General features: G+C 75.1%; 14 protein-coding genes. 7 read left to right on the top strand and 7 right to left on the bottom strand.

Features of this window, described 5'->3' with window-relative positions:
* Window positions 1–14: 14 nt before the first annotated feature.
* A complete protein-coding gene (locus ACF068_RS06255) occupies window positions 15–479 on the top strand; it encodes an SRPBCC family protein (RefSeq protein WP_392272978.1) in 465 nt (154 codons plus the stop codon).
* 169 nt (window positions 480–648) lie between these two features.
* Here the strand turns inward: ACF068_RS06255 and ACF068_RS06250 are convergent, their stop codons facing one another.
* Window positions 649–1,155, bottom strand: coding sequence for a hypothetical protein (locus ACF068_RS06250; protein ID WP_392272977.1), 507 nt, complete (start codon window positions 1,153–1,155; stop codon window positions 649–651).
* Window positions 1,156–1,243: 88 nt separating this feature from the next.
* Window positions 1,244–1,687 carry a DUF3224 domain-containing protein gene (locus ACF068_RS06245; protein ID WP_392272976.1) on the bottom strand — a complete coding sequence of 148 codons (444 nt, stop codon included), beginning with the start codon at window positions 1,685–1,687 and terminating at the stop codon, window positions 1,244–1,246.
* Window positions 1,688–1,789: 102 nt separating this feature from the next.
* Here ACF068_RS06245 and ACF068_RS06240 point away from each other — a divergent pair, with 102 nt between their 5' ends.
* The 3 genes from ACF068_RS06240 to ACF068_RS06230 all read left to right on the top strand — a co-directional run bounded on the left by ACF068_RS06240 (window position 1,790) and on the right by ACF068_RS06230 (window position 5,281).
* The gene (locus ACF068_RS06240; RefSeq protein WP_392272975.1) at window positions 1,790–2,761 is read left to right on the top strand and encodes a helix-turn-helix transcriptional regulator; all 972 of its coding nucleotides are present in this window, start codon (window positions 1,790–1,792) and stop codon (window positions 2,759–2,761) included.
* Between the two features lie 203 nt (window positions 2,762–2,964).
* Entirely contained in the window at window positions 2,965–3,213 is a 249-nt protein-coding gene (locus tag ACF068_RS06235; RefSeq protein WP_392272974.1) for a hypothetical protein, read from the top strand.
* 184 nt (window positions 3,214–3,397) lie between these two features.
* Entirely contained in the window at window positions 3,398–5,281 is a 1,884-nt protein-coding gene (locus tag ACF068_RS06230; protein ID WP_392272973.1) for a transglycosylase domain-containing protein, read from the top strand.
* A gap of 9 nt (window positions 5,282–5,290) precedes the next feature.
* Here ACF068_RS06230 and ACF068_RS06225 read toward each other — a convergent pair whose 3' ends face one another.
* On the bottom strand, window positions 5,291–6,466 hold the full coding sequence (locus tag ACF068_RS06225) for a MalY/PatB family protein (protein ID WP_392272972.1): 1,176 nt from the start codon (window positions 6,464–6,466) through the stop codon (window positions 5,291–5,293).
* Window positions 6,467–6,539: 73 nt separating this feature from the next.
* Window positions 6,540–8,087 carry an MFS transporter gene (locus ACF068_RS06220; RefSeq protein ID WP_392272971.1) on the bottom strand — a complete coding sequence of 516 codons (1,548 nt, stop codon included), beginning with the start codon at window positions 8,085–8,087 and terminating at the stop codon, window positions 6,540–6,542.
* A 215-nt stretch (window positions 8,088–8,302) separates the two neighbouring features.
* On the opposite strand from ACF068_RS06220, the gene ACF068_RS06215 reads away from it, so the two are divergent.
* The gene (locus ACF068_RS06215) at window positions 8,303–8,713 is read left to right on the top strand and encodes a helix-turn-helix domain-containing protein (RefSeq protein WP_392272970.1); all 411 of its coding nucleotides are present in this window, start codon (window positions 8,303–8,305) and stop codon (window positions 8,711–8,713) included.
* A 96-nt stretch (window positions 8,714–8,809) separates the two neighbouring features.
* Here ACF068_RS06215 and ACF068_RS06210 read toward each other — a convergent pair whose 3' ends face one another.
* Window positions 8,810–9,925 carry an RCC1 domain-containing protein gene (locus ACF068_RS06210; protein WP_392272969.1) on the bottom strand — a complete coding sequence of 372 codons (1,116 nt, stop codon included), beginning with the start codon at window positions 9,923–9,925 and terminating at the stop codon, window positions 8,810–8,812.
* 239 nt (window positions 9,926–10,164) lie between these two features.
* Between ACF068_RS06210 and ACF068_RS06205 the strand changes: the two genes are divergently transcribed.
* Together ACF068_RS06205 and ACF068_RS06200 are read left to right on the top strand one after the other, a co-directional pair.
* Window positions 10,165–11,070, top strand: coding sequence for a LysR family transcriptional regulator (locus ACF068_RS06205; protein WP_392272968.1), 906 nt, complete (start codon window positions 10,165–10,167; stop codon window positions 11,068–11,070).
* An 86-nt stretch (window positions 11,071–11,156) separates the two neighbouring features.
* On the top strand, window positions 11,157–12,014 hold the full coding sequence (locus tag ACF068_RS06200; protein WP_392273277.1) for an aldo/keto reductase: 858 nt from the start codon (window positions 11,157–11,159) through the stop codon (window positions 12,012–12,014).
* 49 nt (window positions 12,015–12,063) lie between these two features.
* Here the strand turns inward: ACF068_RS06200 and ACF068_RS06195 are convergent, their stop codons facing one another.
* Window positions 12,064–13,008, bottom strand: a complete 945-nt coding sequence (locus ACF068_RS06195) for a DUF3048 domain-containing protein (RefSeq protein ID WP_392273276.1) — start codon at window positions 13,006–13,008, stop codon at window positions 12,064–12,066.
* 210 nt (window positions 13,009–13,218) lie between these two features.
* Window positions 13,219–13,737, bottom strand: a complete 519-nt coding sequence (locus ACF068_RS06190) for a hypothetical protein (RefSeq protein WP_392272967.1) — start codon at window positions 13,735–13,737, stop codon at window positions 13,219–13,221.
* Between the last annotated feature and the right edge of the window lie 78 nt (window positions 13,738–13,815).

The raw sequence follows: 13,815 nt of genomic DNA, 5'->3' as shown, positions 1-13,815 counted from the left end.
ACGAGGAGGCGCTGATGAGCAAGGTGAAGGAAGCCGTCGAGGTCGAGGTCCCCGTCCACACCGCGTACAACCAGTGGACGATGTTCGAGGAGTTCCCGCGGTTCATGGAGGGCGTCGAGGAGGTCGTGCAGGTCGACTCCCGCCACAACCACTGGAAGACCAAGATCGGTGGCGTGCGGCGGGAGTTCGACACCGAGATCGTCGACCAACTGCCCGACGAACGGATCGCGTGGCGGACCATCAGCGGCGACACCCAGCAGAAGGGCGTGGTCAGTTTCCAGCGCCTGGACGACACGCACACGCGCGTGGAACTGGTGATGGACATCGAGACCAGCGGCCTCGCGGAGAAGGCCGCCGATCTCACCGGCACGATCGACCGGCGCGTGAAGGGTGACATGCGGCGGTTCAAGGACTACATCGAGGGCCAGGGCGGCGAGTCCGGCGGCTGGCGCGGCCGCATCAAGCCGGGCGACCTCTGACGGACGAGCGGTCCACCCTGCCGGTCCCGGGCGAGGCGCGGTGCCAGGCGTCGTGAGCCCGGCATGATCGGCGAGACACCCGCTAGCGGGCCGGAGGACGCCGGGGGTGCGGGACGGGAGGTTTCCCGGTCCGCACCCCCGGCGCTCTCGTGCGCGTGCGCCGCGGGGTTCAGCAGGCCTTGCCCTGGGACCGCAGCCATGCGCACTGCGTCTCGCCCGACGTCCTGCCGCCGTCGTAGGCGCGCGGATCCTTGTAGCCGGGTCCGACCGGCTCGTGCGGCTCGAAGACGCCGTCGCCGTCCAGGTCTCCGCCCCGGGGGTCGATCCTCCCGCCCGGGTTGCGGCAGGCCGCGCGGTCGGCCGGGGCCGTGGTGCACACCTTCGGCGCGGTCTCCGGCCCCGGCCCGGTCGCGGGTTCGCGGGCCGGTTCCCGGGCCTGGGCCGTACGGGCGGCCGTGGCCTGGGCGGTGGCCTGTGCCGTCAGGACGTCCGCGAGCGGGGCACCGACGCGGTCGAGGGACACGGCGGCGGCCGGGCGGACGCTCCGGTCACCGCCGGACGGGACGTCGGAGCCGCACGCCGAGAGCGTGAACACGAGGCCCGTGACCAGCAGGGCCGGGCCGGAGAGGGCCGCCGCCCGGCGGCGGACGCGTGTGGTGAGGGCCGTGGGAGCCATGAGCCGCCCCGTGTGCGAGTGGCGTACTGGGTGATACGCACCGTACGGCGCCGCTCGGGAGCGGGTCAACGGCGACCGTGCGGCCCGGTCACCCCTCGGACCCGGTACCGCCGTCCAGGTCGTAGCCGAAGGAGTAGGGGACGGACGGTTCGCCGTGCCGGGCCGTGAAGGAGCCGGTTCCGCGCAGCCCCGCCAGCTCTCCGGTGCCCGAGCCGGCGACGACCTCGAAGACGCACGTCACGGTGCCGTCCGGATGGAACGACCCGCGCTCCTCGACGGTGAAGGAGCCCCGGCGGCCGTCGAGCCGGCCGGTCAGCAGTTCCATGCCGGTGAACGTGCCGGTCTTCTCCGTGATGTACGCGATGGTGTACTCGCAGATGGTGGCCGGCGCCTCGATGCCACCCGAGAAGGCGTTGGTGACGGAGGCACGGGCGAGTCGCGGGCAGCCGTCCCCCTCCCCCAGCGGGGTCTCGCGCCAGTCGGCGAAGGTGAAGTGACCGGTGGTGTGCGTACCGGTGGTCCGTGCGGGCATGGGTGTCCTCTCGGTGGGCCGCCCGGGCCGGTGCCCGGGGGATGTGACCAGCCTGGGCCCGGTACCTGACACCGCCTGTCAGGTACCGGGCACAATGGCCCCATGCGCGCCGACCGGCTCCTCTCCCTGCTGTTGCTCCTCCAGAACCGGGGCCGGATGACCGCCCCTCAGCTCGCCGAGGAGCTGGAGGTCTCCGTCCGCACGGTCTACCGGGATGTCGAGGCGCTCGGCGCGGCGGGCGTCCCGGTCCGCGCCGACCGCGGCCCCGACGGCGGCTACCGGCTCATGGACGGGTACCGCACCCGGCTGACCGGGCTCACCGGCGCCGAGGCGGGCTCCCTCTTCCTGGCCGGGGCGCCCGGCCCCGCACGGGACCTGGGCCTGGGCGCGCTGCTGACGACCGCCCGGCTGAAGCTGGAGGCGGCGCTGCCGCCCGGCCCCGCCGAACAAGCGCGGCGGGTCCAGGAGCGGTTCCACCTGGACGCGCCGGCGTGGTTCCGGGACGCCGATCCGGTACCGCACCTGGAGGTGATCGCGGGGGCGGTGTGGGAACAACGGGTGCTGCGCGCGCACTACCGGCGCTGGAGCGGCGAGGTGCACCGGGAACTCCGCCCGCTCGGCATCGTCCTCAAGGGCGGCATCTGGTACCTGGTGGCGGCGGCCGGCGAGGAGGCGGTACGGACCTACCGGATCTCGCGGTTCCTGGCGGTGGAGCCGACCGGGGAAGACTTCGAACGGCCGGCCGGGTTCGACCTGGCCGCCCACTGGGAGGGCTCCTCCCGGCGGCTGGAGCTCGCGCTGCACCGGGGCACCGCCCGGCTGCGCCTGTCGCCCCGGGCACAGCGGCTGCTGCCGGTGCAGTTCGGCGCGCCGGGTGCGCGGGCCCTGGAGGGCGCCGGGCCGGCGGACGGGGACGGCTGGGTGGAGGTGGACCTGCCGGTCGAGACGGAGGCCGTCGCGGTGGGGGACCTGCTCAGGCTGGGCACCGAGGCGGAGGTGCTGGGCCCCCCGGAGCTGCGGCGGGCGGTCGCCGACGCCGTCGCCGTGCTGGCCGGGCGGTACGCCGGGGCGTGAACCCGCCCGGCCGGCGGCCTGAGCTCGGGCACCCGGCCGGGCACGGCATGCGGTCGGGCGCGCGGTCGGCCGGGCGTTCTGTCCTGGTGGGAGGGCCGGCAGGGGGTGGGCCGTGTCGTCGGCCCGCCCGGTTCGTTGCACATTCCGGCCGCCGGATTCGGCCAATTCCCCCCCCTCACGCCCCTCACACCCAGGAGCACCGCATGTCCCGTAACCCCCGCACCCGTCTGCTGGTCGTCTGCGCCTCGATCGCGGGCGCGAGCGTCGCGGCCGCCGGCCCGGCGGCGGCCGGCGAGCAGCCGCCCGCCTCGGTCGGCGCGCCCGTGGTGACCGACCTCAACAGCACGGGCCCGCTCAGCACCGCCCCCGCCTCCCCGGGGCAGGCGTCCCCGCTGCCGGTCGGCGGCGCCCTGCTCGGCGGGCTGCCCGCGGGGCTCCCGCTCGGCGGCTGAGCACCGCCCCGCCCACCCCCTTCCCCTCCCCCGCGCCCCGCGCCCGCCGTGCTCACCCGCGTTCATCCGCGCTCGCCCGCCGTGAACGGGTGGCTCCCCCGTCCCGTAGTAGGGGACGAGCAAGTCACCCGTACGGAAAGGGGGGCGATGAGCCGTGCTGCGTCGCTGGGGGCGGGAAGCGTGGGTGCCACGCCGACTGCCCGGACAAGGGCGCCGGTTCCGCGTCGATTACCCGCGCCGGGGGCGGCGGGGAATCCTCCGGTGGGTCCCGTCGTGGCGCCAGCTGCTGTGCCTCGCGCTGCTCGGCGTCGCCGGGCTCGCCGCGCTGGTGGGCCATGTGTACGCCACGGTGCGGATCTCGGACGTGAACGCCTACGCCCGCGCCGAGGCCAACGTGTACTACTGGGCGGACGGCACCCAGATGGTGAGCGTCGGACCGGTCAACCGGCAGAACGTGCCGCTGTCCGACATCCCGCCGTCGCTCCAGAACGCCGTGATCGCGACGGAGAACTCCACTTTCTACGACGACCCGGGGTTCTCGGTGCGCGGACTGGCGCGGGCCGTGGTCAACATGGCGCGCGGCCAGGAGGTGCAGGGCGGTTCGACCATCACGCAGCAGTACGTCAAGAACACGTACCTCACGCCGGACCAGACCCTGGACCGCAAGGTGCGCGAACTGTGCCTGGCGGTCAAGCTGTCCCGCTCGCTGTCCAAGCAGGAGATCCTTCAGGGCTACCTCAACACGAGCTGGTTCGGCCGCAACGCCTACGGGGTGCAGGCCGCGGCGGTGGCCTACTACGGCCGGGACGCCAAGGACCTCGATCCCTCCCGCAGCGCCCTGCTGGCCGCCCTGCTCAAGGGCGGTGAGCTGTACGACCCCTCGCTGAGCGAGGCCCACCACCGCCGGGCGGTCGAGCGGTGGGCGTACGTACTGGACCGGCAGGTGGAGCTCGGCTACATGTCCGCCCAGGAGCGGGCGAAGTACACCGTCTTCCCCGAGCCCAGGCCCGAGTCGGTGTCCACCCGCCTGTCCGGTCAGATCGGCTATCTGGTGGACGTGGCCAACAAGGACATCAAGAACCGCACCGGGCTGACCACCGAGCAACTGGGGCGCGGTGGTTACCGGATCCGCACCACCTTCGACAAGCGGGAGGTGGAGCGGCTGAGGACGACGGTGGAGGAGGTCCGGCAGGAGTCGCTCGATCCGGCGCGCCGGATCGCCGACCGGGAGGTGGAGATCGGCGCCGCGTCGGTCCGGCCCGGTGACGGGGCGGTGCTGGCGCTGTACGGGGGGTCCGACGCGACCGAGCACTTCACCAACAACGCCGACACGGCCGGGGTACCGGTGGGTTCCGCCTTCACCCCGTTCGTGCTGGCGGCGGCGCTCCAGCACGGCACCGGCCTCGAGTCCGATGCCGGGTCCGGGGGCGCCGGGGACGGTCCGCCCGCGCTGCGCCGGGCGCTGGTCCGGGGCGACAGCGGCCTGTACAGCAGGCTGGGTGAGGCGGTGGGTCTGGAGAAGGTCCGTGACCTGGCGGTCGGTTCGGGTCTGCTGCCGTTGAGCATGGCGCCCCTGACGCCCTCCTTCCCCGTCGGCACGTCGACGCCGAGCGCGATCAGGATGGCGGGCGCGTACGGCACCTTCGCCGCCGACGGCCGGCGGACCGATCCGTACTCCGTCACCGCGGCCACCCACCTGGGCACGCCGCTGGAGGGGCTGGGGCGGCCCGCCTCCCGGCGGGTGCTCGACGCCGGGGTGGCCCGGGAGGTGTCGGCGGCGCTGCGGGACGTGGCCGTGGAGGACATGGACCCGGAGTCCCTCCGTACCCTGCCGCCGGTCGCGGCGGGCCGGACCGGGGCCGGGGACCGGGTGCCCGCGTCCTGGTTCGTCGGGTACACGGGCCGGCTGTCCACCGCGGTGACGGTGTTCCGCAGCAGGCCGGGTACGGAGGGGCTGATGCCCATGAACGGCGTGGCCGGGAGCGAGTCGGACCGGGCGGACTTCCTGCCGCTGCGGGTGTGGTCGTCGTACATGGCCGCCTCGCCCGCGTCACGGGACGCCGGGTAGGCGGCCCGGTCACACGGCGGCGGCCATGCGCCGCACCGCCTCGGTGAGCACCTCGGGCGAGGTGGCCAGGTTGAGGCGGGCGTGGCCGGCGCCGCCGGTGCCGCAGGGCGGGCCGGGGTGGAGCGCGACCCGGGCGCGGTCGAGGAAGTGGGCGGACGGGTCGTCACCCAGGCCGAGCGCCCGGAAGTCGAGCCAGGCCAGGTAGGTGCCCTGGCCGGGGACGTGGCGGACGTCGGGCAGATGGGTGGACAGGAGGGTGGCGAGGAGCCGCCGGTTGTCGTCGAGGCCGTCGAGCAGGGCGTCGAGCCAGGCGCCGCCGTCCCGGTAGGCGGCAGTGTGGGCGATGACCCCGAGGTGGCTGGGGCCGTGGCTCACCTCGGGGGGCATGGCCGCCAGGTCGTCGGCCGCGGCCGGTCCGGCGACGGCCAGCGCGGCTTTGAGACCGGCCAGGTTCCAGCCCTTGGAGGCGGACATCAGCGAGAAGGCGCTGCCGGCGCCCGGCACGCTCAGGTAGGGCACGAACCCGGCCGGGCGGGACACCAGGGGGGCGTGGATCTCGTCGGCGACGACCCGTACGCCGTGGCGGTCGGCGAGCGCCGCGACGCCGGCGAGCTCGTCGGCGGTGTGCACCGTGCCGGTCGGGTTCTGCGGGCTGCACAGGAGGTACGCCGCGCGGCGGCCGCCCCGGACGGCCCGGCGGAACGCCTCCTCCAGCGCGGCCGGGTCGATCCGCGCCCGCGCGTCGAGGGGTGCCTCCACGATCCGGCGCCCCATGTGCTCGACGAACAGGTAGAACGGGTTGTAGACGGGGCAGTTGACCACGACGGCGTCACCGGGCCGGGTGATCAGCTTCAGCACCTCGACGATGCCCAGCATCACGTCGGGCACGAGCCGGGTGCGGTCCACGGCGAGCGTGTCCCAGCCCCACCGCTCCTCCGCGAAGGCCGCGAGCGCCTCGGCGTACCCGTTCCCGGCGGGATAGCCGGTGTCGCCGGCGGCCACCGCGTCGGTGACCGCCCGGGCCACCGGCTCCGCGAGCGGGACGTCCATCTCCGCCACCCACAGCGGCAGTACGTCGTCGGGGTACGTCCGCCACTTGGCGCTCGTGCGCCGGCGCAACTCCTTCAGGGAGAGCCGCCGGAGCGGGTTGGGGTCGTCGGGAGAGCCGTGCGGTATGTGCTCCATGGCCGGCGATTCTAGGACGTGTCCGCCCGGGCCGGCCGCGCGTTTCCGGACCGGCCGTCGGGGTGTGGCCGGGTCACACCGCACCCGGGCCGATGCCGCCCTTGAGGCGCTCGATGTCGGAGGGGCGGACCTGGATGACCACCAGGGCGACGACCGCCGCGACGGCGGTGAAGACGGCCGCGACGATGAAGGCGGCGGAGACACCGGACGTGAGGACCTGGTCGGCCCAGGGCGGTGGCAGCTCCCCGGTGCGCTGGAACCGCAGGCGTTCGGCGGGGGTGGCCTGGGCGAGGAAGGCGGGCACCTGCTTCTCCGCCTCGTTGGTGCTCGCCGTACCGAACATGGTGACCAGGATGGACAGGCCGAGGGAACCGCCCACCTGCTGGGTGGCGTTGAGCAGTCCGGATGCCGCGCCCGTCTCGTGGACGGGGACGTTGGACAGTGCCATGAGGGTGAGCGAGACGAACTCCATGCCCATGCCCAGGCCGAAGACGAGCATCGGGCCGAGCACGCTGCCCAGGTAGGTGGAGTGCACGTCGGTCAGCGTCAGCCAGGCGAGGCCGGCCGCCGCGAGCAGCGCCCCGGTCACCATGAAGGGTTTCGGCCCGTAGCGGGGCAGGAGCTGGGAGGCCAGCCCGGCCCCGACCGCGATGATGGCGCTGACCGGCAGGAACGCCAGGCCGGCGCGCAGCGGGCTGAAGTCCAGGACGTTCTGCACGAAGAGCGTCAGGAAGAAGAACATGCCGAACATGGCGGCGGCGAGACTGAGCATGATCGCGTAGGTGCCCGCCCGGTTGCGGTCGGCGAACATGTGGAGCGGGGTGATGGGCTGCCGGGAGCGTCGTTCCACGAGGACGAACAGCGCGAGGATCACCACGGCCGCGGCGAAGGACGCCACGGTGAGCGGATCGCCCCAGCCGTCCTGCGCGGCCCGGATGAACCCGTACACCAGCAGCACCATGCCGAGGGTGGACGTCAGGGCTCCGGTGATGTCGAAGTTGCCGGGATGACGCTCCGACTCCTTGATCCACTTCGGGGTGGCGAGGGCGATGAGCAGCCCGATCGGTACGTTGACGAACAGGACCCACCGCCAGTCGAGCCATTCGACGAGGAGACCGCCCGCGAGCAGTCCGATGGCGCTGCCGCCCGCGGAGACGGCGGCGAACACGCCGAAGGCCCGGTTGCGTTCCGGGCCCTCCTTGAACGTGGTGCTGATCAACGCCAGGGAGGTGGGGGACGCGATCGCGCCGCCGACGCCCTGGAGGGCGCGTGCGGCGAGAAGCTGTGCGGAGTTCTGGGCGAGTCCGCCGAGCAGCGAGGCGAGGACGAACAGCAGCACGCCGAAGATGAACACCCTGCGGCGGCCGAGGATGTCGCCCGCGCGCCCGCCCAGCAGCAGCAGGCCGCCGAAGGTGAGGGTGTAGGCGTTGACCACCCAGGAGAGGTTGGTGGTCGAGAAGTCGAGCGAGCTCTGGATGTGCGGCAGAGCGATGTTCACGATGGTGATGTCGAGGACCACCATCAACTGGCACGAGGCGATCACCAGGAGCGCCATCGCGTTGCCGCCGCCCCGCTTCGGGGTGGTCGTCCGGGGGGCGGGGGTCTGCTGGGATCCGGTCATGGCGCGCATCCCTCGTCGGAGGGTCAGCGGACGGTGGCGGAGCGTCCCGGGGAAGCCCCGGCCACTGTTCGACGGTAAGGCCGGGCGCCGGACCGGACCAGTCGATCACGCGCCCCACGGGGACGGGACCGGCGCGGGACCGGCACGGAACACGGTGGCGTTCCGCCGGGGGCGAACCCAACTCCCCTGGTACGGCGACGCCCTAGTCTGTGGGGATGAGCAACCCCATACCCGAAGAGCCGCTCTGGCGGCACGTCGTCGGTGACGTCCTGCGGCGCGAGCGCCTCGCGCAGCGACGGACGCTCAAGGACGTGGCCGAGGCGGCCAGGATCTCCATGCCCTACCTGTCCGAGATCGAACGGGGCCGCAAGGAGGCCTCGTCGGAGGTCCTCGCGGCCGCGGCGCGGGCGCTGGGGCTCGGGCTGGCCGGTCTCCTCGACCGTGCCCGGACCGATCTGGCCCGCGCGGCGGGTGCGCGCCCGGTGGGTGCGCGGACGGTGCCGGGGCGCGTCGCCGTCGCGGTGGGCGGCGGGTCCGCCGTGAGCGAGCTCCACGTCCGGCGGGCGGGCACCGGCACGGCCCCGCGCCCGGACGCCCGGCGGAACGGACTCTGCCTGGCCGCGTAGCCCCCTACGCGTGGCCGCGTCAGCGCCCGGCGGGCGCGCGAGCGGTGCGGGGCGGCGGACCGGTACGCCTGCCGGCCGGGCGGGGCCACCGGCGCCTCAGTGGCCCGTGGTCGCGGGGGCGTGGCCGACGAGGGCCACGGTGTGCGCCCACCCGGCGCTCAGCGAGTGGACGCGGGGCCCGGGCCGGCCGCCGGTCAGGTCCAGGTGCGCCGGGCCCCCGGTGGGCGCCGCGCGGTCGTCGGGGGCCAGGCCCCAGGTGAGGCACTGGTGCGGCCCGTCCTGTCCCTGGGGTTCCAGCACGGCGAGGTTGTGGCGGTAGCCGGCGGTCACCCGGTGGACGTGCTGGATACGCGGGACGGTGACCGGGCCCGCCGGGTCGTGGTCCGGGTCGAGTCCGAGCTGCCCGCAGTGGTTGTTGCCCCACGCCCGCACGGTGCCGTCCCCGAGGACGGCCAGGGTGTGGTGCCATCCGGCCTCCAGGGCGGTGACGCCGGCGAGGTCCCGTACGGGGACGGGCGTACGGCGCTCCTGGTTGGTGCCGTCACCGAGCTGGCACCAGTGGTTGGTGCCCCAGGCCCGGACCGTGCCGTCGCGCAGCAGGGCCACGCTGAAGTAGCCGCCGCCGGACACGGCCGTGACGTCCCCGAGGTCGCGGACGGCCACCGGAGTGCGGCGTTCGTCCTTGCTGCCGTCGCCGAGCTGGCCACGGTTGTTGGAGCCCCAGGTCCGTACGGTGCCGTCCTTCAGCAGCGCGAGGTTGTGCCCGCCGCCCGCCGCGACGGAGACGACCTCGTGCAGGCCGGGCACGGGGACGGGCACGTGGTGGTCGTGCCGGGTGCCGTCGCCGAGCTGGCCCCAGTCGTTGGCGCCCCAGGTGCGGACCGTGCCGTCGCGCAGCAGGGCCACGCTGTGGCCGCCGCCCGCCGCGACGGCGGTGACGCCGGTCAGCCCCTGGACGGGCACGGGCCGGTGGCGGTCCTCGCGGGTGCCGTCCCCGAGCTGTCCGTAGTGGTTGGCGCCCCAGGCGAGGACGGTGCCCTCCCGGGTCAGTGCCAGGGTGTGGTGGGAGCCTGCCGCGACGGCCACGACGTCGGCCCCGACATCGTGCAGGGCCAGCGGCGCGGGCCGTTCGCCGCGGGTGCCGTCCCCGAGCTGTCCGCAGTGGTTGACGCCCCAGGCCAGCACGGCGCGGCCGACGGATCCGATGCTCATGGAAGGCTCCCCTCGGGTTGCGGTACCGACAGGGGGAGCCGTCCCCGGCCGGGGCCGCCGGGAGCGCCCGCGGCGCCATGGATCACCCGCACGTGGGGGCATCCGGAGGGGTGCCGCGGGGCGTGCGCCGGAGATGGCGTCGCCCGCCCGAAAGGGCGTCCCGGCCGGAGGGGGCGTCCCGGCCGGAGGGGGCGTCCCGGCCGGAGGGGGCGTTCGGCGCCCGACCTAGACTGCCTGACGTGGAGCTTCGGCATCTGGAACATTTCGTGGCCGTGGCCGAGGAAGGCAACGTCACCCGGGCCGCCGCGCGGCTGCACCTGGCGCAGTCGGGGCTGTCGTCGTCGGTCCGCGCCCTGGAGCGGGAGCTGGGGGCGGAGCTGTTCGTGCGCACCGCGCGGGGCGTGGAGCTGACCGACGCGGGCCGTGCGCTGCTGGAGGAGGCCCGGCGGACGCTGGACAGCGCGGCCGCCGCGCGCGAGGCGGTCGCGGCGGTACGCGGGGTGGTCGGCGGGACCCTGCGGGTGGGGACCGAGCAGTGCATGGGGGCGGCCGACCCGTTCGGCGCGCTCATGCGGTTCGGGGCGGCGCACCCGTCGGTGGACGTGCACGTGGAGCAGGCCGGGTCGGCGGTGCTGCGGGAGCGGTTGCGGCAGGGCCGGCTGGACGTGGCGTTCGTCGCCGGCCCGGGCGACTCGTCGGGGCTCCGGCAGCGGGAGCTGGCGCGGGAGTCCATGGTGCTGCTGTGCGCGCCCGGGCACCGGGTCGCGGGGCGGCGGGAGCCGGTGGACCCGGCGGAGCTGGCCGACGAGGTCTTCACGGACCTGCACCCGCACTGGGGGGCGCGGCGGGTCGCCGACGCCGCGTTCGCCGCGGCGGGGGTGCGGCGTGCCGTCGCCATGCAGCTGGACGACGTGCACAAGCTGCTGGAGGTGGTGGCCGGCGGGAGCGCCGTGGCGCTCGTGCCCCGGTCGGTCGCGGACAAGGAGCAGGCCCGCGGGCTGCGGTCGCTGGTCCCGGCCACGGACGTCACCTGGGAGGTGTCGGTGGCGTGGCCGGCGCACACCCGTCCCTCGGCGGCGGCACGGGCGCTGCTGGCCTCCCTGTCGGTGGCGGGAGCGACGGCGGGGAGCGATCGGTCCGGCTGATGGCAGCCATCGGCAGCCGGTGTTGGACAGTGCCGTACCTCCGCACGCAGGCTGGAGCGGTGACTGAGACTCCCCTTCCCACCACCCTGCCCGCCCGCCGTGTCGGACGCGTGGAGGTGAGCGCGATCGGCCTGGGCGCCATGCCGCTGTCCGTCCCCGGGCGCCCGGACGAGCGGCAGGCCGTCGCCACCCTGCACGCGGCGCTGGACGCCGGCATCACTCTGATCGACACGGCCGACGCCTACCACCTCGACGCGAGCGACCCCGGGCACAACGAGACGCTGATCGCCGGGGCGCTGGCCGCGTACGGGGGCGACACCTCGCACGTCCTGGTCGCCACCAAGGGCGGGCACACCCGCCCGCCGGACGGCTCGTGGGCGCTGGACGGTTCGCCGGCGCACCTGCGCCGGGCCGCCGAGGCGTCGCTGCGGCGGCTGGGCGTGGAGGCGATCGGGCTGTACCAGTACCACCGCCCGGACCCGGCGGTCCCGTACGAGGAGTCGGTCGGCGCGCTCAAGGAGCTGTGCGACGCGGGGAAGGTGCGGGCGGTGGGCGTCTCGAACGCCGACCCGGAGCAGATCCGGCTGGCCCACGGGATCCTGGGCGAGCGGCTGGTCGCCGTGCAGAACCGGTTCTCGCCCTCCTTCCGCGACAGCCTGCCCGAGCTGGAGCTGTGCGAGCGGCTGGGGCTGGCGTTCCTGCCGTGGAGCCCGCTGGGCGGCATGGGCGAGGCGGCGGCGCTGGGCTCGCGGCACCGGGCGTTCCACGAGGTGGCCGGCGAGCTGGGCGTGAGTCCGCAGCGGGTGTGCCTGGCGTGGATGCTCGCCCTGTCCCCGCGCGTGGTGCCGATCCCCGGTGCGCGCCGGGCCGGGAACGTACGGGACTGTGCCCTGGCTGCCGGGCTGACGCTGTCGCCGTCGCAGCTCGCGCGGCTGAACGGCTGAGCGGCCCGGCGCCGCCGGGGCGGCGCGTGGGATGGCACGTGGGTGGCCGTCACCCGCCCGTGAGGACGACCCAGACCTGGCCGGGGGCGAAGGCGAGAGGCCGCCCGGCGGGGGTGGTGAAGGTGGTGCCGCCGTCCGCCGAGGGGCGGCTCCACCGTGCCCGGTGGCTCCTGCCGTCGCGCAGGACGAGCGCGGTGCCGGAGCCGACGGTCCTGGTGTACGGGGTGACGTGGCCGCCCCGGTCACGGAACCGGGAGGGGCTGACGTCGACGTTCTGCACGACGACCGTCCTGGGCGCCGCCTGCCCGCCGTCGGTGGTGCGGGCGGGTTCCCCGTCGAAGGAGACGAGCCACCGGCCGGCGCCGGCGGACCAGGTGAAGGCGTACCGGGCCGCCGGATAGCGGACGGTGTACCGGTTCACGGGTGTGCCGCCCGGAGGCGCGGCGCCGAACCGGAAGCCGATGTCCTTCGCCGCGCCGGCCTTCCGGGCGGCGGCCAGGGCGCGTTCGGGCCGTACGTACAGGTTGTAGGGGGCGGCCCGGTCCCCGCCCCGGAAGTAGGCCCGGGGTGCCTGGCCGGGCGTGAGGGGAAACAGCGGGGCGGCGTCGACGAGCGGGCGGAGCGCCGACTGCTCGCCGGAGTAGGCGAGGGCGGGGCGGCCGAACTGCCGCAGCAGTTCCAGGTCCGACTCGCGGGCGCTGCGCACCGGGCCGACCGTGCGCGGCAGGCGTGACGAGTAGACGGCGAGGAGGCGGCTCTGCCCCGCCTCGACCTGCTCGACGTAGACGATGTCGGCCGCGTCCAGGCCGGTCTGGGGTCGCGCCGGGCGGACGTTGTCGACCTTCACGGCGAGCACCGGTGCGGGCTCGGCCGGCAGGCCCGTGAAGGGCGAGACGCCGGGCCGGGCGGGTGCGGGCGGGGTGGCCGTGCGCGGTGGTGGCTGCGGGCGGGGTTCCGGGCCGGTCCCCGTGCAGGCGAAGAGACCGGCCGTCATGGCGGCGGACACCGCCGCGGCGACGGCCGCCCGGACCGGTGCCGGCCCACGTGCGGCCGGCCCGCGTGCCGTGGACTGGTGCTTCGCGGGCTGGTGCTTCGCGGGCTCGCGTTCCGCCGACGTGCGTTTCGTCCCCATCGGTTCCGCTCCTGACTGCCTCAAGTGGACCACGAAAGGCGGTGCGGGGCAGCGCGGAGGGCGCGGGTCACCTCAGGGCGTCGCCCCGATGCTCCAGAAGTGGTACGCGATGACGCCGCCGAGGCACAGCAGGACGAGCCAGGAGCCGAAGCCCGTGTGCCGTCCCCCGCGCCCCAGCCGGCGCGTCCTCTTCGGGCGCCGGGGGCGGGCCGCCGACCTCCGTCGTACACCGTCGCCGGCGCCCGCCGTACCGCGCGTCCCGCGTGCACCGCGCGCACGACCGCCGGCGGTCTCGGCGGGCTCGGCGGCCGTCTCGGCGAGCAGGCGGCGGCACGCGGCGGCGAGTTCGGCCGTGCCCGCGGTGAGCGGTACGACCGCTTCCGAGCGGGCCGGGGCCGTCGTACCGCCGTCGAGGATGCGGCCGGCGCGGAGGAGTATCTCGCCCCTGCCCCCGGCCGGGGCAAGGCTGATCCAGCGCCTGACGTGCTCGCCCCGGATGACCACTCCCCCGGTCCGCTCACGGTAGACGGTGTGCTCCCGCCACAGTACGGCCGCCAACTCGGCCGCCGCCTCCCGCAGTTGCGCACTCATGCGCCGTCCCCCTACTCCGTACGCCGATGGATCGAGCACCGCACTCTAGCGTCAGGTACACACCAAGCAGCGCCCGGG

The organism is Streptomyces sp. NPDC016309, assembly GCF_043077235.1.
In the GTDB taxonomy this organism is placed as follows: domain Bacteria; phylum Actinomycetota; class Actinomycetes; order Streptomycetales; family Streptomycetaceae; genus Streptomyces.
This window is presented reverse-complemented; position numbering and strand designations above follow the sequence as displayed.

Excerpts from the sequence above, each read along its gene's own strand:
- ACF068_RS06255 (WP_392272978.1), top strand. The coding sequence starts at position 15 with ATGAGCAAGGTGAAGGAAGCCGTCGAGGTCGAGGTCCCCGTCCACACC.
- ACF068_RS06250 (WP_392272977.1), bottom strand. The coding sequence starts at position 1,155 with ATGGCTCCCACGGCCCTCACCACACGCGTCCGCCGCCGGGCGGCGGCC.
- ACF068_RS06245 (WP_392272976.1), bottom strand. The coding sequence starts at position 1,687 with ATGCCCGCACGGACCACCGGTACGCACACCACCGGTCACTTCACCTTC.
- ACF068_RS06240 (WP_392272975.1), top strand. The coding sequence starts at position 1,790 with ATGCGCGCCGACCGGCTCCTCTCCCTGCTGTTGCTCCTCCAGAACCGG.
- ACF068_RS06235 (WP_392272974.1), top strand. The coding sequence starts at position 2,965 with ATGTCCCGTAACCCCCGCACCCGTCTGCTGGTCGTCTGCGCCTCGATC.
- ACF068_RS06225 (WP_392272972.1), bottom strand. The coding sequence starts at position 6,466 with ATGGAGCACATACCGCACGGCTCTCCCGACGACCCCAACCCGCTCCGG.
- ACF068_RS06220 (WP_392272971.1), bottom strand. The coding sequence starts at position 8,087 with ATGACCGGATCCCAGCAGACCCCCGCCCCCCGGACGACCACCCCGAAG.
- ACF068_RS06215 (WP_392272970.1), top strand. The coding sequence starts at position 8,303 with ATGAGCAACCCCATACCCGAAGAGCCGCTCTGGCGGCACGTCGTCGGT.
- ACF068_RS06210 (WP_392272969.1), bottom strand. The coding sequence starts at position 9,925 with ATGAGCATCGGATCCGTCGGCCGCGCCGTGCTGGCCTGGGGCGTCAAC.
- ACF068_RS06195 (WP_392273276.1), bottom strand. The coding sequence starts at position 13,008 with ATGACGGCCGGTCTCTTCGCCTGCACGGGGACCGGCCCGGAACCCCGC.
- ACF068_RS06190 (WP_392272967.1), bottom strand. The coding sequence starts at position 13,737 with ATGAGTGCGCAACTGCGGGAGGCGGCGGCCGAGTTGGCGGCCGTACTG.